Here is a 21,703-nt window from a genome sequence, read left to right as displayed (position 1 = left end):
TCACCTTCAGATACAGATAAACCAGGCGCCAGTCTGAAATATAGCGCCATCTGTTAATTGACTTTTTAAAACGTCCGGCCCTGCCAACGCTCACATATCTTCTGCCAACGGCAGCGGACAGGATTATTACACGCTAAAATCAGGACAGATTATGTATAAGGATTACTTTCCTCTGCGGGCACTCAGCTTTGCTGTTGCCATCGGTTGCTTTATGCCAGCAATATCCTGGGCTGATGAACTTCATTCAGCGCATGAAGTTGCTAAACCCAAAACGCCGCCGTCCGATCCGGTAATGACCGTAACGGCCCCCGATCTCTCACCGCTGACCGTGGTGACCAATCTTAAAACGCCTCGCCAGCCGGTGCCTGCCAGTGACGGTTCTGATTATCTGAAAACCATCCCCGGCTTCTCACAAATCCGTAACGGCGGCACCAATGGTGACCCGGTATTCCGCGGTATGTTTGGCTCGCGTTTGCGTATCCTGACCAATAACAGTGAAATGCTGGGCGCCTGCCCCGCACGCATGGATGCACCGAGCTCTTACATCTCCCCGGAGAGCTTCGATGTGCTGACGCTGATTAAAGGACCTGAAACCGTTTTATGGGGACCGGGTAATTCGGCAGGCACATTGCGCTTTGACCGCGAGCCGCCGCAGTTTGATAAACCAGGCATCAAGGGCAACGCCAGCCTGCTGGCGGCCTCCAACAGCCGTTTTGATGAAAACGCGGACGTCAGCCTGGGCAGCGAACAGGGGTATATCCGTCTGACCGGCAATAAATCCCGCGCCGGAGACTATAAAGACGGCAATGGCGATCGCGTTCCGTCGAAATGGGACAAGTGGAATGCCGATGTCGCCGTGGGCTGGACGCCGGATACGGACTCGCTGCTGGAGCTGACGGCGGGTAAAGGCAACGGAGAAGCCCGCTACGCTGGTCGCAGCATGGACGGATCGCAGTTCGAACGTGAAAGTCTCGGCATACGTTTTGAAAAATCTAACATTGGCGACGTGTTCGATAAGTTTGAAGCCAGCGCTTATTACAATTACGCCAATCACATCATGGATAACTACTCGTTGCGATCGCCGGGCAGCATGAGCGCCGGCATGAGTATGGGCTCCTCCATGGATATGGGTTCGTCTATGGCGATGTCTGGGGGCTCCTCCATGAACATGAGCACGCCGATGGCGATGCAGCTCGATCGCCGCACGGTAGGCGGCCGCATGATGGGAACCTGGCTGTGGCAGGACTTCCAGCTCCAGAGCGGCGCAGATATGCAGCTCAACAGCCATCGGAGCAAGGGCGACAACGGCTGGACGAAAGATGCGCGGTTCCACGATTACGGGGTTTTCAGTGAACTCACCTGGTATACCACGGACAAAAGCAAGACCATCGGCGGCGCTCGTCTGGACCGGGCGATTGTCGATAACTATACCGGCACCGGCGAAGACAGCCGCAGCGCCACCCTTCCCGCAGGTTTTATCCGCTTTGAACACACGCTGAGCGACATGCCGCTCATGCTCTACGCAGGCGTCGGGTATACCGAACGCTTCCCAGATTACTGGGAGCTCTTCTCGCCAACCTACGGACCTGGCGGTAGCGCCAGCGCGTTCGACACGGTGAAAACAGAAAAAACCACGCAGCTGGATATCGGCGCACAGTACAGCGGCCAGCGCTTTACCGGCTGGGTGTCGGCCTATATGGGCCAGGTAAACGATTTTATTCTGTTCCGCTATGACCCCAATAATGCCCGTATCAGCGAGGCCGACAATGTTGATGCCCTCACCCTGGGCGGCGAAACCGGCTTCAGCTACCAGCTTACCGACAGATGGAAAACGGATGCCAGCCTGGCCTATTCATACGCGCAAAATCGCGACGACCATAAGCCGCTGCCGCAGATCCCACCGCTGGAAGCACGGCTTGGGCTGAACTGGGAGTCTGGCAAATGGAGCAGCGGCGGCCTGTTAAGGCTGGTCAGCGCTCAACATCGCCTTGCGGAAAATGAGGGGAACGTGGTGGGTAAGGATTTTGGTCGCAGCGCAGGCTTCGCCATCTTCTCCGCCAATGTCGCTTATAAAGCCACCCAGCATGTGAAGCTCAGCGTCGGCGTCGACAACCTGTTTGATACCGCCTACAGCGAGCACCTTAATCTCGCCGGGAACAGCAGCTTTGGCTATTCCGCCAACACGCCGGTTAGCGAGCCTGGCAGAACCGGATGGGCAAAAATTAATGTGACGTTCTGATTAGCCCGACCGGTGCGCGCGCCCGATCGCACCGGTCGGAATATGTGTTCCCTGAGAAGGAAAACCGTAATGCGTCAGCGTAAGATAATACTCCGTTGCAAGCTTGCAATTGCCCGGGTCGATGCAAACCGCGCCTGCTGATGTCAAAAAAGCGATGATCGAACTTGCCGCTGATTTTAGTAACAAAGCGGCGGCGCTGGCGGCAAAGGCGCAGAGTTAAGTTATGCCCCCAGAAACTGACGGTGTCATCAGGCACCGCCAGTGATTAGCTGACACAGCCTTCAACCGCCTGTCGGGAAATCACCGGCTACCTTTACCGGGCCAGTAATTAGCACTATTTTGCTACCGGCAGATCGGAGTATCTTGTCGTATAAGCAGGTGAAAGCATCTCTCGCTTCATCGCCCAGGCCTTCTCAATTCCCTGTCCGGCAAACCATATTTTCCCTTTTCCTGATGAATTTATATTATCAATCGTTTTCATTAATACGGCACTGTCGGCTCGCTGTACGCCGTCATCAAATAAATCGAACTGCGCTACCCCGCTGCTGAAAAAATCAGCCAGCATTACGCCAGCTTTCATATAACGATGCCCCTCTTTCCATATACGCTCCAGGCATTGTGTCGCCGCACAGATAATATCCCGCGTGTCATTAGAAGGGATCGTGAGGCGAATTGAAGCCTGATTGCCATAAAATACTTCGTCATCCGCATGTGGACTTGTGCGGACAAATACGCTGATAAAACGGCAAAACTGACGCTCACCCCGAAGCTTCTCTGCCGCACGCTCCGCATAGGCGCAGATTGCCTGATGTATATCAATATATTGCGTAATGCGGTAACCAAAGGAGCGGCTGCAAATGATCTGCTGTTTCGTTGGCGTAAACTCTTCCAACTCCAGACATGGCTCGCCACGGAGTTCACGGACCGTCCTTTCCAGCACCACGTTAAAATGCTTTCTGATGACCCACAGCGAGCTTTCGGCCAGATCGAGTGCCGTCTCGATTCCCATCATATTTAGCTTTTTACTAAGGCGTCTGCCAATCCCCCAAACATCCTCTACCGCAACAAGCGCCAGCAGTTTACGCTGCCGGTCCCTGTTTGACAGATCGACCACACCGGCAGTCCCTCGCCATGTTTTTGCGGCATGATTAGCTAATTTTGCCAGCGTTTTGGTTTGTGCAATCCCTACACCTACCGTTAGTCCGGTATGACGAAGCACCTGGTTGCGCATGTCATGCCCAAACGCTTCTAATGAGACGCAATTATTGACTGCAGATAAATTCACGAATGCTTCATCTATTGAATAACGCTCAATGGCGGGAGACATATCCGTAAGCGTCTGCATCACGCGCTCACTGAGATCGGCATAGAGCGCATAATTAGAGCTGAAGACATGGAGTTGGGCATTGTAGGATTTATTTTTTAATTTAAAGTAAGGCTCCCCCATTTTTATTCCCAGCTGTTTTGCCTCGGCGGATCGGGAAATAACACAGCCATCGTTATTGGACACCACGATAATGGCCTTCCCCTGCAAGTCAGGTCGAAAAACAACCTCGCAAGAAGTATAAAAGCTATTCACATCAACAAGAGCAAACATAATTACTTATGGGCTTTGATAGAGAAAGTGACCACACCAAATATTTCCAGCTCTTCCTCACGCTGAAATAAAATGGCAGAGTAATTATTATTGTGGGGCATTAACTGTACAAATGGACGAGTACGAAGCTCTTTGACGGTAAATTCGCCAGCCACCGCCGCGACAACAATATCGCCATGCCCGGCAGAAAGTGAACGATCGACCACCAGCAGATCGCCATCGCTAATCCCGGCTCCCTGCATAGAATCACCGCTGACTTTGACAAAGTAAGTCGCGCTGGGGTGCTTAATGACCAGCTTGTTGAGATCAATCCGATCTTCAATATAGTCCTGTGCCGGACTGGGAAAGCCACAGGGTACGCGCTCGGTGAACAGCGGAAGCGTGACGGTAGGGTAAATCTCAGAGGGGCGAGTGAACTGCATGGTGTTTATCCTGACAATACTGTGTTTATATACAGCATTACTGAATGCAGCGGCGAATCAAGGGCCTTGTCAGAAGATTCCAACAAGCGTTTGAACAGGCTATAAATTTAGACAGGAGGAGAAAATGCCTCTCCTCCTCCCCATTAGCCAATGCCCTCTCAGCTCAACTCGGGAAACTGCCCAAGCTGGCGGAACAGACCGAACCAGTCTTCAAGATGCCAGGTGGTGGCGATCCGCCCGGCGGTGAAATGGTGAAATTCATGAATGGCGAAGCTTACTTTTTTCCCGGTGGCGGCAATCCCCATAAAGCTGCCGAGGTGCGTGCCGGTAATTTCTGCCCGCACGGCAACGCGACCCGGTGTCTGAATCAGATCGTGAATCTGGATATGCACGTCCGGCATCGCGGCGATAAAGCCAAGGATAATCGGTTTTAAACCCGCCGCGCCCGGTCCCTGTCCCGGTGCCAGCGGGATATCCTGCCAGTCGGCGCTGACGACGCTATCCAGCAGGTCAGGGTTTTTATCGTTAAACGCGCGGTACAGTGTCTCAACGGCAGTGCGTTCGTCCAGCAGGCGGGCAGTGTCGGAATGGCTCATGGTCAGGCTCCAGATGGGTAAGTGATTGCCTGAGCATAAATCGGCGGCTATTATCAATCCAACAAATAACCGATATAGATGTTTATACGATTTATGGATTTCCACGGTATCGATCTCAACCTGCTGGTCGCTTTTAATGCGCTGATTGAGGAGCGCAACGTTACCCGCGCCGCCAGCCACGTTGGCGTCAGCCAACCGGCAATGAGTGCGGCGCTGGGTCGCCTGCGTACGCTGTTTGGCGATCCTCTTTTTCAGCGCGGCGCTGAGGGGCTACAGCCCACGGCCAGAGCCAGAGAACTGGCCGTACCGGTAGCTAACGTTCTGCGGCAGCTGGAGGAGACGCTGATTACCCGACCGGTTTTTGATCCCACTAAGGTTAACCAGACGTTCCGACTCGGCTTGTCTGAATACCCGGCTTACGTGCTGCTGCCGCTGCTGAGCAAGACGCTTGAACGGCAGGCGCCCGGCATCACGCTGAACGTGCTGGCCATCAGCCATCGTGACGATGCCGTCACGCTGCTGGACGCGGGTAAAATCGACGCGGCGATTGGCGTGCCAACGGGACAGCAGGACAACCGCATCCTTTCCCACCCTCTTTTACAGGATGAATTTGTCACGCTGCTGCGCCGGGATCATCCCCTTGCCGGGGAAACGCTGGACCTGGCCACCTTTCTGGCGCTGCGGCATGTGCTGGTTTCCCCGGAGGGAGACGGCTATGGCCTTGTCGACCAGGCGCTGGATCGGCAGGGATTGCGCCGCACCTGCGCGCTGACGCTGCCGCAGATGTTTGCCGCGCCAGCCATCGTGGCCGCCAGCGACATGAGCACAACGGTCATGAAGCGCGTAGCGCAATATGCTACGGTAAGCGGCCAGCTGGCAATCTATCCACCGCCGCTGGCGCTGCCCGTCATCCCTTTCGATTTGATCTGGCACCGCCGTCACGAAACCTCCTCTGCCCAGCGGTGGCTCAGAGCGCTCATCACGTCGCTGGCAGCTTCGCTATACTAGAAGAAAGGGTGCGGGAGGCGCACCGGGGTAACTCAACGAGGTGAAGTTTTGATTAAATACAGCGTGTTCTATCCGACAACCGACAACGGCCACTTTGATCATGACTACTATCGCGACGTGCACTTGCCGCTGATCAAGGCGCGGATGGGTGATTATCTGGTCTCTTACAGCATCGACAAAATCCTCACCAGCCCGGACGGATCGCCAGCGCCCTACGTGGCGGCCTGCCATCTGATTTGTCATTCGGCCGAAGAGCTGCAAAAAGGCATGGCCGGGCATCTGGACGAGATTGTCGGTGACGTGGACAACTTTACCAATATCACATCGGTGAAATGGCTCGCTGAAGTGGTGGCGTAACCCGCCGTCAGACATAAAAAAAACCGGCATAGCAGCCGGTTTTTTCTGCGCCACGCAGGGCTACAGCAGTTTCTTTTCTGCCAGATCCAGCGCGAAGTAGCTGAAGATCAGATCCGCACCGGCGCGTTTAATCGCCCCGAGACTCTCCAGCACCACGTCTCGCTCGCTAATCGCGCCCGCCTGTGCCGCAAATTTGATCATCGCGTACTCGCCGCTAACCTGATAGGCCGCCAGCGGCAGCTCCGTGTGATCACGTACGTCGCGGATAATATCCAGATACGCCCCGGCCGGTTTCACCATCAGCGCATCTGCGCCTTCAGACTGATCGATTAACGACTCACGCAGCGCTTCGCGGCGGTTCATCGGGTTCATCTGGTAAGTTTTACGATCGCCTTTCAGCGAAGTTCCCGCCGCCTCGCGGAACGGACCATAGAAAGACGAGGCGAACTTGGTGGAGTAGGACATGATCGCCGTGTCGGTGAAACCGGCGGCGTCCAGCGCCTGGCGGATAGCCGCCACCTGCCCATCCATGGCTGCCGAGGGCGCGATAAAATCGGCGCCAGCGTGAGCGGCGGCAACGGCCTGCTTGCCCAGGTTGATCAGCGTGGCGTCGTTATCAACGCCGTGATCGTGCAGCACGCCGCAGTGTCCGTGAGTGGTGTATTCGCAGAAGCAGGTATCGGACATCACGATCATTTCCGGCACGGTTTCTTTGCAAATACGCGACATACGGGAAACCAGACCGTTTTCCTGCCAGGCATCGCTGCCATCCGCGTCGGTATGGTGCGAAATACCAAACGTCATTACCGAACGGATACCAGCTTTAGCAATACGTTCGATTTCATAAGCCAGACGCTTCTCTGGAATACGCATCACGCCCGGCATGGCCTGAATGGCTTTATAGTCATCAAGACCTTCCTCAACAAAAATCGGCAGCGCCAGATCGTTGATGCTCAGAGACGTTTCCTGGAAAAGGGCACGAAGAGAGGGGGTCTGACGCAGACGTCTTGGACGTTGGTTAGGCGTATAACTGGACACAACAACCTCGGTTTAGCGGAGAATCATCGGCGAAAAACAGCCGCCGGTGAGAAAAAAGAAGTCTGCTAACAGTATACCTCTGAGCGCAGCCTGACAATATTTGCCGCTCTGGCCGCGGTGATAACGGCACGGAATGCGTAATATTGTCCGGCGCTTTGACACCCGCTGACGGATAGGGGGATACTGATTTGAGCTATAAATGCCGTATTTCCCCTCTCACTTTTCTGATAATTAAGGGATTGTCATGTCTGAAGGCAGCTCTTTAACTTTTGTTACGCTGTTGGGTAGCCTGCGCAAGGCCTCGCTCAATGCCGCCGTGGCCGCGAGCCTGCCCGCTCTGGCGCCAGCCGATGTTACAATAACCGCGCTGGGCTCAATAGCCGATCTGCCGCACTACGATGCCGATATTCAGGCGGAGGGTTTCCCGGAAGCAGTCGTCGCCATGGGAAAAGCCATTGCCGCCGCCGACGGCGTGATTATTGTCACGCCGGAATACAACTATTCCATGCCTGGCGCGCTGAAGAACGCTATCGACTGGCTGTCTCGTCTGCCGGAAAACCCATTTTCAGCTAAACCCGTCGCGATCCAGAGCGCGTCACCGGGCATGATTGGCGGCGCTCGCGCGCAGTATCATCTGCGTCAGAGCCTGGTGTTTCTCAATGCCGATACGCTGAACAAGCCTGAAATTATGATTGGTCAGGCGCTCGCCCGCATTGATGGCGAAACGGGCAAGGTCAAAGACGAAGATACTCTGCGCCATCTTGCCGCTCAGCTGGAGGCGCTGGCCGTTCGGGCACGCAAAAACCGCAAGGCGTGATCAAAGGCCGCCCGCGCTGAGGCGGCCATCTTTCATCCCTCCTCGCTAAAAATATTTCTTTTCAACAGGATATCCTTCGCGTCACGCTTTTAGCGTCCATACTAATGGTCATAAAGCAGAAAGGAGGTGCAATGGGATTTCTTGGCTGGACCGCCGCCATCGGCGGATTGCTACTGTTGATGTCGCTGGCATCGGGCTGGATAAACCGTGGCCCGGTGACGGCATTTGCCCTGTATCTGGCGGCGGGCATTGCCTGCGGCCCGTGGGCGCTGAACGTATTGCAGATCGATATTGCCGCCCACGCGGCGCTGACCAAAAATCTGACTGAGATTGCCATGGCCGCGTCGCTGTTTATTACCGGGCTGAAACTCAGGCTGCCATTAAAAAGTCAGGGCTGGCGCATCGGCTTGCGGCTGGCATTTCCCGGAATGCTGCTGACGGTAGCAGGCGTGACCGTGGTCGCGCACTATCTGACGGATTTACCCTGGGCGCTATCGCTGGCGTTCGGCGCGATTGTCGCCCCGACGGACCCGGTACTCGCCAGCCTGATCTCGGTCAACGACGCCAGGGATGACGACAACCTGCGCGTTTCGCTCTCCAGCGAGGCGGGAATGAATGACGGCACCGCCCTGCCGCTGCTGATGCTGGCGGTGATGCTACTGACTACTCAGCACGATTTCTCCCTGCCCGCCTTCGCGCACTGGGCGCTGATTGATGTCGCGTGGGCGATGGTTGGCGGCCTGGGCATTGGCTTCCTGCTTGGACGGTTTGTCGGTCAGTACATCACCCACCTGCGCCATACTCATCAGGACGTGGCGCCTAACGATTTCCTCGCGCTGGCGCTGATCGCCCTGAGCTATGCCGCCGCCCAGACGCTGGATGCCTCTGGCTTCCTGGCCGCCTTTGCCGCCGGGGTCGGCCTGCGCCGCGCCGAAATGCGGGTGATTAATCGTCAGCCGGCGGATGACTTCTCCGACAGCGACAATCGCCCCCCGGCCGAGGTGCTGGTCAACCCCCACATTCGCCACGAGCCGGGCGAAACCAATGCCGCCAGTTCGGTCGGTCTGGTGGTCGGCGACGCGCTGTCGTTTGGCGATACGGTGGAAAGGCTGTTCGCCGCCGGGATCATCATCGTCCTTGGCGTGACGCTGGCCCAACACTGGGACCCGCAGGGGCTACTGATGGCCGCCCTGCTATTTATCGTCATTCGCCCGCTTGCGGTGTGGATCGCCACCGTCGGCATGAAAGCCCCCCGGGAGCAGCGTTTGATCATTGGCTGGCTGGGGATCCGTGGGATTGGCAGCATTAACTATATTGCCTGGGCCTATACTCACGGGCTGGTCGGCTCAGAGGTCAGCCGCATGGCCGATATGGCTTTTACGCTAATCGTAGCCAGCGTGATTATGCATGGCATTTCCGTCACGCCGCTGTTGAACTGGCGACAGGCAAAGATCGCCGCCAGCCAGCAAAAATCACCTGAAGAGCAATAAAAGGCATAAGTTAAAATTTTCTTCACAATAAAACGCCTGAAAATCAACATGGCGCACGTTTCAGACTCGCTGGAAAAGTCAGAAATCAGATTTATGCTAGCCTGAAAGGAGATTGCAGCAGCGCTTCAGGCAGAGCAGGTTAATAAAAAAGATGAAAATATCCGAAAGTTTTCGCGTCCATTTTGTCCGTGAAGTGCTTATCCCTCTGGTCTTAGTACTGATTTTTACTTTTTCTGCGGCCAGCTTCACCGTGTGGTGGGCAACGGCAAAAAGCAACGCCAACGCGGCGGAGCAGCAGCAACAAATCATAAAAACCTCACTTTCTCAAAGCCTTGACGAAACTATCAGGCAACAGCGAAGCCTGGCGTTGTGGCAGCCTCTTGGCCGCAGCCTGAACCGGACGCCGCCGGATACCGCCTGGCTTAATGAGAACGTCGGTGCCTGGCTTTCGAGCATGTTTGGTCACCAGCTGGTTTATATCCTTAATGCGGATAATCAGCCGGTTTACCGCTGGGAAAATGGTCATAACGTTGACAACTCACAGTTTGCTCACCTGCAACAGCCGGTCAGCGCCTTTATGACCCGGCTGAAGGCGTCTGGTGACAGCGAGAACGGCCACCGTGAGGTCATCGACTTTACGCTGATCGACAGTCGCCCTGCCGTGCTGGCAATGGAAACCATTGATGGCAGCGGTGGACCAGCGGGAAGCTTTACCCTGCTCAGCGTCAAATACCTTGATGACCACTACCTCAACGCGCTGTCGCAGCGCAGCCTGCTCAAAGATTTACGCTACACCGACGGAAATCCGATCGAAAACGGCGCCAACTATCTGCTGGTCAGTCACGACGGTCAGCCCCTTGGGCATCTTTCCTGGCAGCCCAATACGCCGGGGACCCACATGCTGGCGGTTATTGGCCCAGTCGTACTGGTTGTGGTCATTGTTATTACGCTGATCTGCATGGTGATGCTCCGCCGCCTGTGGCTTTCCTCACAGCGCCTGTCGCAGTCGCTGCTGCAACTCAGCGCCAGCGAGGCGCAGGCTCAGCACCTGGCGTTCCACGATGTGCTGACCGGCCTGCCCAACCGCGCGCTGGTCGAAGAGCGCCTGACGCAGGCTCTGGGCAGGCTGATGCGTAATGGACAGCAAGTCGCGCTGCTGCTGCTGGACCTGGACAGATTCAAGCTGATCAACGACACCTACGGCCATAACGCCGGTGACACGCTGATTATTGAGGTTGGCCACAGAGTCAGCGAGCTGGCCGGCGAGCACAACACGGTGGGCAGACTTGGGGGCGATGAGTTTGTGGTGATCCTGGAAGCCGTACACGCCTCACAGGATATAGAGCGGATGTGCGAAGAAATTATCACGGCGCTCTCTCGCCCGTTTACGCTGCTGGGCAGCGATGCCTGGATAGGCGTCAGCATCGGCGTGTCCGTCGCGCCAGAGGATGCGGTAGATCGTTCCGAGATGATGCGCAAAGCTGATATCGCGCTGTATGAAGCGAAAACCAGGGGGCGCGGACAGTTCCGGGTCTTTGAGCAGGTGATGGATGAATCGGTAAAAAACCGCCAGCAAATAGCTGCCGACCTGCACCTTGCCATGCTGAGTAAGAAAAACCTGGCGGTCTATTACCAGCCGCTGATGGATATTTCCGGGCAGAAGGTCGTGGGGCTGGAAGCGCTGATGCGCTGGAATCACCCGGTGCACGGCGCAATCGCGCCCAGCGAGTTTATCCCACTGGCGGAAGAGATGGGGCTGATTACTCAGATCGGCGAATGGGTACTGCGCGAAGCCTGCCGCGTCTCGCTGGCGTGGCCCGACCTGACCATTGCGGTTAACGTCTCGCCATTGCAGTTCCGCTCGGCCGGTTTTGTCGAGCGATTCAAAGCTATCGTCAGGCAGGAGCAAACGCTGGCCACGCGCATTGAGCTGGAGATCACCGAAGGCGTGCTGATTGAGGATGAAAAAGGCGCGCAGGAGATCATGGACCAGCTGCGTGAGGCGGGCTTCCATATCGCGCTGGATGATTTTGGCACCGGCTACTCCAGCCTGAACTATCTCCGCCATTTCTCGGTAGACAAGATCAAAATAGACCGCTCTTTCACCCAGTCGCTGGGGGTAACGGAAAATTCGATGGCAATTATCGAATCGGTGGTGAAACTGGGCCAGGCCATGGGGCTGACGGTGACCGCCGAAGGGGTGGAAACTCAGCTACAGATGGCCGCGCTGGCCGAAGCGGGCTGCAATCAGCTCCAGGGTTATCTGTTTTCTGAAGCAGTATCAAAGGATCAGATCGCGGGATTGCTGACGCCAGGAAAGGCCAGCTGAGGCGGACGGAACTGTCCGCCCGGTGCAAGGGGACAGCAAGGGCGGAGGTTATTCCGCCCTTCTCTTTTATCAGCCCTCAGGGAAAATGGTGGCTTCCAGGCGGACAGCCTTGCTCTGTCGGTTCACCAGCAGCCAGCACAGCGCGGTAAATATCCAGCCAATGATCCATGAGATATCGTTACCGTCGAACAGATAGACCAGCGAACCGCTGTAAAAACCGTTGGAGATAAACGGCAGCTGGATCAGCACCCCTACCGCATAAGTCCCTATCCCCGCCAGATTCCAGCGCTTATAGCGCCCGTCAGGGTTAGAAAGCGCCGGGATATCAATGTGCCCCCGGGTAATAAAATAGTAATCCATCAGGTTCATTGCGCTCCACGGAACGAAAAAGGCCAGCAGAAACAGCAGGAACTGAGTGAAGGACTTAAGGAAAGAGGGTTCACTGAGAATGGCGATCGCGCAGCTGATAGCTACCATGCAGATAATAAAAGTGATGCGGCCAGCTCTGGTGATGGTCGCCGTTTTGCGGAAGCCGCAAACAATGGTGGTCAGCGACATAAAGCTGCCGTAGGCGTTGAGGGTGGTGAAGGTGATTTTACCAAAGCAAATAGCAAAATAGAGCACCAGCGCCATCGTTCCCGTCGAACCCAGCCCGACAATATAGCCCACTTCATTGCCCGAGAACGCTTTCCCGGCCAGCGCGGCGGCAACCACGCCTAGCGTCATTGAGAGCTGCGTGCCCAGCGCCGTACCGGCAAACACCGCGGCAAACGTTTTTCCGGCGGAGACGTTGCGCGGCAGATAGCGCGAATAGTCGGAAACGTAGGGGCAAAAGGCAATCTGCCAGGAGGAAGAGAGCGACATCGCCAGCAAGAACATCGACAGCGAGAAGTGGCTATTGCTCAGCAGTGCGCCAACGTCGTTTTCCAGCAGCAGGCGGAAAAACAGATAGATAAAGGTCAGCACTCCCACCACGCTAGCCACTTTGCCCAGCCCATGGATCAGGCGATAGCCCAGCGCGGCGACCACAATGATGATCAGCCCGAACGCCACAATCCCCGCCCGGTCGCTGATGCTGGCGAGATGCGCCAGCGCCTGCCCGGCCAGCACGGTGCCGCTGGCTGAGAAGCCAATGTACATCACGCAGACCAGCACCAGCGGGATCACCGCGCCGTACACGCCAAACTGCGTGCGGCAGGTGATCATTTGCGGCAGGCCAAGCCTTGGCCCCTGCACCGCATGGAGCGCCATGATGCCAGCACCGATAATCTGGCCAACCAGCAGGCCAGTCAGCGACCAGACCACATCGCCGCCCAGCACGACGGTCAGCGCGCCGGTGACGATGGCAGTGATTTGCAGGTTGCCGCCAAACCACAGCGTGAACTGGCTGAACACGCTGCCGTGACGCTCTGATTCGGGGATATAGTCAATGCTGCGCGTCTCAATCAGTTTGCTTTCCGCACGCCGGCTGTTCTGCTGCGCAGATGATGCTGATGACATAACCAACTCCTTGCCTGAAAGGGAGCCGCCCGCTCATGGGAACGTCATGAGACAAAGTGGCGTGATGAAGTGTCCGGGCTGCGTAGTTAGTCTTGTATATACAACCCTATGGCAGCGTGCCATATTTGGCTTTCGTCGGCAAGATGATGAGTCATAAGAAAAATCAATATGTGAGCGTCGGCAAAAAGGCAACCGAGGGGCCGCACTTGCGGCCCCGTTAAGCAAGGATCAGAAGAAGCCCAGCGGCTGAACGCCATAGCTGACCAGCAGGTTTTTGGTCTGCTGATAGTGATCGAGCATCATTTTGTGAGTTTCGCGGCCAATGCCCGATTTTTTATAGCCGCCAAAAGCGGCATGAGCCGGATAAAGGTGATAACAGTTGGTCCAGACGCGCCCGGCTTTAATCGCCCGTCCGACGCGCCAGGCGCGGTTAATATCCCGCGTCCAGACGCCCGCGCCAAGGCCATAAATAGAGTCGTTAGCGATAGCAATGGCCTCCTCCTCATCTTTAAAGGTCAGAATGCCGACCACCGGCCCAAAGATCTCCTCCTGAAACACGCGCATACTGTTGTTGCCCTTCAGCAACGTAGGCTGGATGTAATAGCCGGTCGACAGCCCGCCTTCCAGCTTTTCAACGCCGCCGCCAGCCAGGATTTCCGCCCCTTCTTGCTGCGCGATATCCAGGTAGGAGAGAATTTTATCAAACTGCTGCTGCGAGGCCTGAGCGCCCACCATCGTTTCGGTATCCATCGGATCGCCACGTTTGATGGTTTTCACCCGCTTCAGCACCGCTGCCATAAAGGGCTCATAAATCGACTCCTGCACCAGCGCGCGGGAAGGACAGGTACACACCTCGCCCTGATTCAGAAAGCCCAGCACCACACCCTCGGCCGCCTTCTCAATAAATGACGGCTCGGCCTGCATGATGTCTTCAAAGAAAATGTTCGGCGACTTGCCTCCCAGCTCAACCGTGGAGGGGATAAGGTTTTTCGCCGCCAGCTCAAGAATATGCCCCCCGGTGGCGGTTGACCCGGTGAAGGCGACCTTCGCAATACGGGGATTGCTCGCCAGCGCTTCGCCGGCTTCGCGACCGTAGCCATGAACCACGTTCAGTACGCCCTTCGGCAACAGGTCAGCAATCAGTTCAACAAACAGGGTGATGGAGAGCGGCGTCTGCTCGGCCGGTTTCAGTATCACGCAGTTCCCGGCTGCCAGCGCGGGTGCCAGCTTCCACGCGGCCATCAGCAGCGGGAAATTCCAGGGAATGATTTGCGCCACCACGCCCAGCGGCTCGTGGAAGTGGTAGGCCGCGGTGAATTCGTCGATCTCGGCCGAGGTGCCCTCCTGCGCACGAATGCAGCCAGCAAAATAGCGGAAATGATCGACCGCCAGCGGCAGGTCGGCCGCCAGCGTTTCACGCACCGGCTTGCCGTTATCCCAGGTCTCATTGACCGCAATATATTCAAGGTTCTCTTCCAGCCGGTCGGCAATTTTCAGCAGCGCCAGCGAGCGCGCCTGAGCGGAAGTTTTCCCCCAGGCGTCTGCGGCGGCATGAGCGGCGTCCAGCGCTTTTTCCACGTCGTCCTTATCAGAACGAGGAAAATCGCCAATCACCGAACCGTTAATCGGGGAAGTGTTAGAGAAGTATTCCCCGTTGACCGGCGGCACAAACTCACCGTTGATATAGTTGCCGTATTGCGGCTTCAGCGTAATCAGTGACTCTTTAGTACCCGGATAGGCATAGCGCATGATCGTTCTCCTCGGGAGAAATTCGCCGTAGTGATATTAACAATTAAATAACCCATCATTAACAATATTGCTAAAAATGAGCATGTCAGATCGCCGGGGAGGAAACTGTGACCGGGGTGCCAGGATAAACGGAGGTTTGGCTCTCATTGTGAGGTAACGCACACAAATTTGCAGGCAAAAAGAAGGCTGAAGCGCGCGGCCTGACGGTAGCCAGGCGTCACGCTTCAGGGGAATGACGGGGATCAGGCGAGTCTGCTTGCCTGGCGGTGCTGGCGCCAGAACGCCTGTAGCAGATGCAGCGGGCTGGCAGGTTCCTGCTGATGTTCCATCAGGCTGGCCGAGCTCTGCCCGTTTTGCAGGCAGGCGGTCATGATTCCGCCGGTAAACTCAGGGTGAAACTGCACGGAAAGCGCCTGAGGGGTATAGCGGATAATCTGGCAGTCATCCTGCGCAGACGACGCCAGCACCTGCGCGCCAGGCGGCGGCTGGAGCACCGACTGGCGGTGGGAAAGCCAGGCAGAAAAATGCGTGGGAAGCTGGCTCAGTAGCGGATCGCCAGCAGAGCATTCATTCATCTCCAGCTGCTTTAACCCGCGTTCCCAGCCGCGCGGGTTGTCGTCTACCCAGCCGCCAAGCGCATAGGCCATTAGCTGGTGACCAAAGCAAACGCCAAGCAGCGGGAGTTGCTGTTCAACCGCGCTGCGGACCCAGGCCGCGCTGCGTTCGCTCCACTCAGCGTGGTCAGTGACCATCGCCCAGGAACCGCTGAGCACCGCCGCCGCGACGGAGGAAGGCTCCGGCAGGGCCTCGCCCAAATCGGGACGGACGACAATAAAGTCGCCAGGCTGCAACCCCAGGGCCGCAATAAACCAGTGCTGCTGTTCACCCACGCGATCGATGACCGCTTCAGGAGGCGTTTCAAACTGAATGATGGCTAACGGGAGCGAAGAACTCATAGCGTGAGGGCATCCTTATTTTTTCATCACGGGCAGAGGCTAATGATGGCATTTTGCGGGCAGGCTGTCTCATCACTTTTTCTGAGGACTTGCAGACAAAAAGTGATAACCCGTACGGCGTGGATCGGCGGGCAGCGCGAAAAAAAATCGTTTTTCTCTGCTTAATTCAGCGTCAATTCATGCCATGATTACCGGGTAATAACCTCCACAACAGGACCCTCTCGTGGCTTTGCGTCATTTTTTACTGATTTTACTGGTGGTAACCCTCTGGGCGTTCAATAACGTCGCCATTAAATGGGGGCTGATCGACCTGCCTCCGCTGTTTCTGACCCTGATGCGCTTTGTGGTTGTCGCGCTGATTCTGGTCCCTTTTACTCGTGTCACTCGCGAACAGCTGCGCTATCTGGTGCCGCTGGCGTTTACCTTTGGTTTCCTGCATTTTTCGCTGCTGTTCGTCGGCATGAAGTATACCGATGCCGGAACCGGCGCGATTGTGGTGCAGCTCGGCACGCCGTTTGCGATGATCCTGGCGATGGTGATCCTGAAGGAAAAGTTATCGCTGGTACAGATGTCAGGCATCGCTGTCTCGCTGACCGGCGTAGTGGTGCTGGCCGGCAGTCCGACCATCCCCGCCTGGTGGGTGCTTTGCCTGCTGCTGTGCAGTGCGGCTGGCTGGGCCATCAGCAATATGCTGGTAAAAAAATCTCCGGCAATCAAACCGCTGGCAATGACCGGCTGGCTCTCTTTTCTCGCCATTCCCATCGTCGGGCTGGCCTCCTTCCTGCTGGAATCCCACCAGATCCACAGCCTGATCCACTCCAGCTGGCGCGGCTGGTTTGGCATCCTCTACAGCGCTATTTTCTCATCCATTGTCGCCTATTCGCTGTGGTATTCGCTGCTGCGCAATTACAACGTCAACCTGATCATGCCCTATTCCCTGCTGACGCCGGTGCTGGCGGTGATCATGGGCGTGATAGTGCTGGGAGACAGCATGAACATATTCAAAATTATCGGCGCGCTGCTGGTGGTGGCGGGTACGGCAATTGCGGTGATTAACCTGCGCAATCTGCGGATGCACGCCAGGCTGCCCAAATTCCGCCGCCTGCGTTAGCGTGAGGGGGAAAACGCCCTGGTTGCCAGGTACTGACCCTCACAAAGGGAGAGAGCAATGGACAACAGGTATTCGACACGGCTCTGGCAGCAGCTCTGGCACGGGCTGCGCAATGCCAACACGCCGCTGCCAGCGGTAAAATTTAACGGCGAGGCGCGCTTCGGCTCTCTGTATCCGGTGACCGAACTCGCCAGCACCAGCATTGCGCTGGCGATGCAGGCCGCCGCCGAGCTGGTGGGGAATCAGCATCAAACCGAGGTCGATTGTCATCTGGCCTCGCGCTGGTTTCAGCATAGCTTCCGCCCGCTCAACCGCCCGGCACCGGCCTTATGGGACCCGTTCGCGGGCGATTACGCCACGCGCGACGGCTGGATCCGTCTGCATACTAATGCGCCCCACCATCGCGCCGCCGTTGAGAGCGTACTTGGCCGCCACGCGGATCGAGCCAGCCTGGCACAGGCTGTCAGTCAGTGGGACAAGAGCGCGCTGGAAGAAGCGGTGATTATCGCCGGAGGCTGTGCGGCCGGGATGCGCAGCCTGCAAGCGTGGCAGCAGCATCCTCAGGGACAGGCGGTAAAGCGCGAATCGCTGATTGAGCAGACGCTGCAACCGGAAGCCTCCGCACCGCTCTGGCGCTTATTACCCGCCCGCCCCCTGCACGGCGTTCGCGTGCTGGATCTGACCCGAATTATCGCCGGACCGGTGGCAACAAGGTTTCTGGCCGGGCTGGGAGCAGAGGTCTTGCGCCTTGACCCGCCGGACTGGCAGGAGCCGACGCTGGAGGAGGAGCTCACCCCAGGCAAACGCTGCGCCAGGCTGGATCTGAAATCAGCGGAGGGACGCCAGCGGTTTGAAGCGCTGTTAAGTGAAGCGGACGTGCTGGTGCATGGCTACCGCGCCGACGCGCTGCCCGCATTGGGATACGACGCCGAGACGCTGCAAAAGCTCGCGCCAGGTCTGACAGACGTCAGCCTGAACGCCTGGGGCTGGACCGGTCCCTGGCGCAATCGCCGCGGCTTTGACAGCCTCGTGCAGATGGGCTGCGGCATTGCTGAGAGCGGACGCCGCTGGAAAATGAGCGAGGCCCCTTCGCCGCTTCCCGTACAGGCGCTCGATCATGCTACCGGCTACTTAATGGCGGCGGCGGTGCTTGAAGGTTTGCGCCAGCGGCTGCTGCATAATACCGGCTTCACCGCCCGTCTGTCTCTTGCCAGGACAGCGTGCCTGCTGACGGAGAACCCTTACGAGGAAGATGAGCGGCCAGCCGGTATTGGCCTCGCCAGGCCTCAGGATGATAATGTCGAAGCGGAACTGACGCACTGGGGGATCGGCTATCGTCTGCGCTCGCCGGTGTGGCTGCCCGGCACGCCGCTGCTCTGGTCACGCTCTGCTTCGCCTCTCGGTTCCGAAGCGCCTTTCTGGCTGAAATAGCCAATAAAAAACCCTCCGTCGGCCAGTGTTTCGCTGGCTTCCGGAAGGCTATTTATGACAAGTTGGTGAGCGGGCAAAAGGTCAGACTTCCCCTTCTTCTTCCAGCTCGTCACGCATCGCCTGAATGGCTTCGCGGCTCAGCGCGGCCAGCGTACGGTAAAACGCGGTGCTGGCATGGGCTTCAACCTTGCCCAGGAACTGACCAACCCATGGCAACAGATACTGATCAAACAGGGTAATTTGCGCCTGTGACTCATCCGCTTCGGACTGATCTTCCAGCCACGAAGCGGCCAGCAGCAGCGCGCCGATGTGGTCGGCGGGCGAATCGCCAAGCGGCATTCCCCGGTTCTGTAGAAAACCCCGGATTTCACTCTCCTGCGGACCGTTATCCCAGTGCGAACCGAACGGCGGTACCTTGCAATCACTGCCGACAAACAGCGCGTTGTAATCGGCGGCCAGCGCCTGCGGGTCGCTATTTTCCTGTAACCGGGTCAGCAGCTCATCCTGCTCAAGCGGCCAGTGCTGCTGCAATTTGCCCTCGCGTAGCAGGGTGAACAACGGCACCAGCAGCGGATCCTGCGGCTGGCGGTTGTACAGCGAGCCGAGAATACGGCAGATGATGGAAAATTCATTCATAACGGTCAGTCCATTCAGAGGTTAATTGTGACATTGTCACATGTCAGCAAATTCAGCAATTTTCTTGCCGGTCCGCTGCTCGAGAAAATCCAGCAGGCGGCGCGGCGTGACATTTAATACGCGATCTTCAGGGAAATCCACTTCCTTTATGATTCGCAGGCAATGTTCGAAGTTTCCAAGAGTAAAGGCGGTATGCGAATCGGAACCGCAGGAGATCCACCCTCCCGCATCGCGTACGGCAGCGACGATAGCCCGGCAGTTTGGTTCGCTGCCGGGGCGGGAATGGGTAAAGGAGGAGTTGTTCAGCTCCAGCGCCACATGATATTTTGCCGCCGCCTGCGCAATCGCATTGATATCAACCGGATACTTCGGGTTGCCGGGATGGCTGATAATATGCACATTGCCGCTCGCCATGGCGGCGATCATCGCTTCGGTATGCGTGGCCTTGTCGCGCGGCGCGAATACCGGCTCATGAAATCCAGCGACCACAATATCCATCGAATCCATCATTGGCCCGGTGCAGTCAATATCGCCGTCGGTGTTTTTAATGTTTGCTTCAATACCGCGCAGAATGCCAACGCCATCCACCACTCGCGGCCAGACGCGCATATTCACAAAGTGCCAGTAGTGCGGCGCATCGGCCATATCCGGGCCATGGTCGGTGATCGCCAGTAACTTAACGCCGCAGGTTTGCGCCTGGAGAACGTAATCACGCAGCGTACTGTAGGCATGGGTGCTGGCAACGGTGTGCATATGAAGGTCAACGGGGTACATAAATTTCTCCTGAAGGCTTAGGGCAAGAATAGCATCCCTGCCCTGGGTTGGCTCAATAACCGCGAGACCGGTCCACCAGCCCGGAAGGCATTTCTCCCGCCTCCCGCTGTACGATCGACTTCGCAATATAATCCATAGCTTCGTGTGGCAAGGTGACAGCAGCATTATGCGGGGTGATGGCGATAGCCGGATGCGCCCAGAAAGGGTGTCGGGTATCCAGCGGTTCCTGCACAAAAACATCCAGCGCAGCGGCTTTGATCTCACCGGCGTCAATGGCTGCCAGCAGATCCTCTTCCACCAGATGCGGCCCACGCGCGAGGTTGAGCAGGAATGCCTGCGGCCTGAGCTGGCTGAGCAGCGCGCGGTTAAGGATACCTTCCGTCTGCGGCGTATTCGGCAGCAGGTTGATCAATACCTGACTACCGGCAAGGAACTCGCCAAGCTGTTCCGCGCCGTGAAAGCTGGTGATACCGGGCAGGTCTTTGGCTGAACGACTCCAGCAGCGGACCGGGAATCCCCAGAACTTCAGGCCCTCCGCCACGCTGCGTCCCAGCACGCCAGCGCCGAGGATACCAATGGTGAAATCCGCACGGTCATAATTGGGCAGATGTTGCCACAGAGCCTGGGTTTTCTGCTGCTGGTATTCGGTAAAGCGGCGGAACCAGCCAAGCACATGATAAACCGCGTACTCCTGCATCTGCCGTCCCATGCCAGTATCTTCCAGCCGGAACAGCGGCACGCCTTCAGCCAGCATTTCAGGGTGCTGGCGAAGCTGGCCGAGAATATCATCAACGCCCGCCCCTAGTGCAAAGACGCCTTTCAGCCTGCGTCCCCGCAGCATATCAACGGGAGGCTGGCGGACCAGCGCATAGTCGGCCGGCGCGTCGTCTCCTGCCTGCCACTGACGGATACGCGCCGTCGGAAGGCGCTGCTGTAAGCTGTTGATCCACATCTCTGCATTAAATGACGGGTGGTAGTAAATGATATCCACGTTAGCTCTCCTGTTTTTTCTTCAGGCTCGGGGAAAACGCCGCGACTGGCAAGCAAAAAATGGTAGCAGAGTAAGAGTTTCGGCAGCCATCATTGCTTTCGCCTGGCAGGGAAATGCGGTGTTGCGCGACCGTAGCGCTGCAAATCCCCCCTCTTCCGGCGATTTAAGCAGCAGTCAGTCGTAAAACAGGCAAAAGACACGGAAAAGTGCAGAAAGGGAGTTGACCGCGGCGGTGCTTTTGCCTACATTAGCGCCCGTCAGCAACCTGGTTGCGGCAACAAAACGGTGAGGTGTCCGAGTGGCTGAAGGAGCACGCCTGGAAAGTGTGTATACGGCAACGTATCGGGGGTTCGAATCCCCCCCTCACCGCCATCTTTGAAGAGAAAGTCTGAGCAACCGTTCAGACTTTTTTTTTGCATATTGCTCCGTAGAGGGTGGGTGAGAAACCCCGACGGGGGTCGACAACCGGCTTCAGACGGTTGGACAGGTCGGACGCCCTACGGACGAACTGCCCGAAGGGCGAGCAAAGCGAGTCAATCCCCCCCTCACCGCCATTTTTAAAGAGAAAGTCTGAGCTTACGTTCAGACTTTTTTTTTTGCATATTGCTCCGTAGAGGGTGGGTGAGAAACCCCGACGGGGGGCGACAACCGGCTTCAGCCGG

General features: G+C 57.0%; 18 protein-coding genes and 1 tRNA gene. 9 read left to right on the top strand and 10 right to left on the bottom strand.

What is annotated here, in order from left to right; translation table 11 throughout:
* Positions 1 to 151 precede the first annotated feature (151 nt).
* On the top strand, positions 152 to 2,239 hold the full coding sequence (locus NG99_RS17755) for a TonB-dependent receptor domain-containing protein (RefSeq protein ID WP_034895814.1): 2,088 nt from the start codon (positions 152 to 154) through the stop codon (positions 2,237 to 2,239).
* Positions 2,240 to 2,573: 334 nt separating this feature from the next.
* Here NG99_RS17755 and umuC read toward each other — a convergent pair whose 3' ends face one another.
* The 3 genes from umuC to NG99_RS17740 form a co-directional block, all read right to left on the bottom strand.
* Positions 2,574 to 3,836 (bottom strand): translesion error-prone DNA polymerase V subunit UmuC, encoded by a 1,263-nt coding sequence (umuC, locus tag NG99_RS17750; protein WP_034895812.1) that lies wholly within the window; start codon positions 3,834 to 3,836, stop codon positions 2,574 to 2,576.
* A gap of 2 nt (positions 3,837 to 3,838) precedes the next feature.
* Positions 3,839 to 4,258 carry a translesion error-prone DNA polymerase V autoproteolytic subunit gene (gene umuD, locus NG99_RS17745; RefSeq protein ID WP_034895810.1) on the bottom strand — a complete coding sequence of 140 codons (420 nt, stop codon included), beginning with the start codon at positions 4,256 to 4,258 and terminating at the stop codon, positions 3,839 to 3,841.
* Between the two features lie 158 nt (positions 4,259 to 4,416).
* Positions 4,417 to 4,854, bottom strand: coding sequence for an ester cyclase (locus NG99_RS17740; protein WP_034895809.1), 438 nt, complete (start codon positions 4,852 to 4,854; stop codon positions 4,417 to 4,419).
* 78 nt (positions 4,855 to 4,932) lie between these two features.
* Here NG99_RS17740 and NG99_RS17735 point away from each other — a divergent pair, with 78 nt between their 5' ends.
* Together NG99_RS17735 and NG99_RS17730 are read left to right on the top strand one after the other, a co-directional pair.
* Positions 4,933 to 5,862, top strand: coding sequence for a LysR family transcriptional regulator (locus NG99_RS17735; RefSeq protein WP_332308357.1), 930 nt, complete (start codon positions 4,933 to 4,935; stop codon positions 5,860 to 5,862).
* A gap of 48 nt (positions 5,863 to 5,910) precedes the next feature.
* The gene (locus NG99_RS17730; protein WP_034895804.1) at positions 5,911 to 6,219 is read left to right on the top strand and encodes an EthD family reductase; all 309 of its coding nucleotides are present in this window, start codon (positions 5,911 to 5,913) and stop codon (positions 6,217 to 6,219) included.
* Positions 6,220 to 6,279: 60 nt separating this feature from the next.
* On the opposite strand, the gene hemB is transcribed toward NG99_RS17730, so the two are convergent.
* Entirely contained in the window at positions 6,280 to 7,257 is a 978-nt protein-coding gene (gene hemB / locus NG99_RS17725; RefSeq protein ID WP_034895802.1) for a porphobilinogen synthase, read from the bottom strand.
* A gap of 244 nt (positions 7,258 to 7,501) precedes the next feature.
* Between hemB and NG99_RS17720 the strand changes: the two genes are divergently transcribed.
* The 3 genes from NG99_RS17720 (at position 7,502) to NG99_RS17710 (ending at position 11,893) form a co-directional block, all read left to right on the top strand.
* Positions 7,502 to 8,074, top strand: coding sequence for an NADPH-dependent FMN reductase (locus tag NG99_RS17720; RefSeq protein WP_034895799.1), 573 nt, complete (start codon positions 7,502 to 7,504; stop codon positions 8,072 to 8,074).
* 131 nt (positions 8,075 to 8,205) lie between these two features.
* A complete protein-coding gene (locus NG99_RS17715; protein ID WP_034895797.1) occupies positions 8,206 to 9,564 on the top strand; it encodes a cation:proton antiporter in 1,359 nt (452 codons plus the stop codon).
* 151 nt (positions 9,565 to 9,715) lie between these two features.
* Positions 9,716 to 11,893 carry a bifunctional diguanylate cyclase/phosphodiesterase gene (locus NG99_RS17710; protein WP_034895795.1) on the top strand — a complete coding sequence of 726 codons (2,178 nt, stop codon included), beginning with the start codon at positions 9,716 to 9,718 and terminating at the stop codon, positions 11,891 to 11,893.
* Between the two features lie 69 nt (positions 11,894 to 11,962).
* Here the strand turns inward: NG99_RS17710 and NG99_RS17705 are convergent, their stop codons facing one another.
* The 3 genes from NG99_RS17705 to NG99_RS17695 form a co-directional block, all read right to left on the bottom strand.
* The gene (locus NG99_RS17705; protein WP_034895793.1) at positions 11,963 to 13,393 is read right to left on the bottom strand and encodes a purine-cytosine permease family protein; all 1,431 of its coding nucleotides are present in this window, start codon (positions 13,391 to 13,393) and stop codon (positions 11,963 to 11,965) included.
* A 228-nt stretch (positions 13,394 to 13,621) separates the two neighbouring features.
* On the bottom strand, positions 13,622 to 15,142 hold the full coding sequence (gene exaC, locus NG99_RS17700) for an acetaldehyde dehydrogenase ExaC (protein ID WP_034895791.1): 1,521 nt from the start codon (positions 15,140 to 15,142) through the stop codon (positions 13,622 to 13,624).
* Positions 15,143 to 15,384: 242 nt separating this feature from the next.
* The gene (locus NG99_RS17695; protein ID WP_034895789.1) at positions 15,385 to 16,098 is read right to left on the bottom strand and encodes a glutamine amidotransferase; all 714 of its coding nucleotides are present in this window, start codon (positions 16,096 to 16,098) and stop codon (positions 15,385 to 15,387) included.
* A gap of 223 nt (positions 16,099 to 16,321) precedes the next feature.
* Between NG99_RS17695 and NG99_RS17690 the strand changes: the two genes are divergently transcribed.
* Entirely contained in the window at positions 16,322 to 17,209 is an 888-nt protein-coding gene (locus NG99_RS17690; RefSeq protein ID WP_034895788.1) for a DMT family transporter, read from the top strand.
* Between the two features lie 57 nt (positions 17,210 to 17,266).
* Positions 17,267 to 18,640 (top strand): CoA transferase, encoded by a 1,374-nt coding sequence (locus NG99_RS17685; protein ID WP_034895786.1) that lies wholly within the window; start codon positions 17,267 to 17,269, stop codon positions 18,638 to 18,640.
* Positions 18,641 to 18,721: 81 nt separating this feature from the next.
* Here NG99_RS17685 and NG99_RS17680 read toward each other — a convergent pair whose 3' ends face one another.
* The 3 genes from NG99_RS17680 to ghrA are packed head-to-tail and all read right to left on the bottom strand — an operon-like array spanning position 18,722 to position 21,041.
* On the bottom strand, positions 18,722 to 19,276 hold the full coding sequence (locus tag NG99_RS17680; protein ID WP_034895784.1) for a TorD/DmsD family molecular chaperone: 555 nt from the start codon (positions 19,274 to 19,276) through the stop codon (positions 18,722 to 18,724).
* Positions 19,277 to 19,312: 36 nt separating this feature from the next.
* Positions 19,313 to 20,050, bottom strand: a complete 738-nt coding sequence (locus NG99_RS17675; protein ID WP_034895782.1) for a phosphatase — start codon at positions 20,048 to 20,050, stop codon at positions 19,313 to 19,315.
* Positions 20,051 to 20,102: 52 nt separating this feature from the next.
* The gene (gene ghrA / locus NG99_RS17670) at positions 20,103 to 21,041 is read right to left on the bottom strand and encodes a glyoxylate/hydroxypyruvate reductase GhrA (protein ID WP_034895781.1); all 939 of its coding nucleotides are present in this window, start codon (positions 21,039 to 21,041) and stop codon (positions 20,103 to 20,105) included.
* Between the two features lie 284 nt (positions 21,042 to 21,325).
* On the opposite strand from ghrA, the gene NG99_RS17665 reads away from it, so the two are divergent.
* Positions 21,326 to 21,413 (top strand) — tRNA-Ser (locus tag NG99_RS17665).
* Positions 21,414 to 21,703 lie beyond the last annotated feature (290 nt).

This window comes from Erwinia typographi (assembly GCF_000773975.1).
Taxonomy (GTDB): domain Bacteria; phylum Pseudomonadota; class Gammaproteobacteria; order Enterobacterales; family Enterobacteriaceae; genus Erwinia; species Erwinia typographi.
This window is presented reverse-complemented; position numbering and strand designations above follow the sequence as displayed.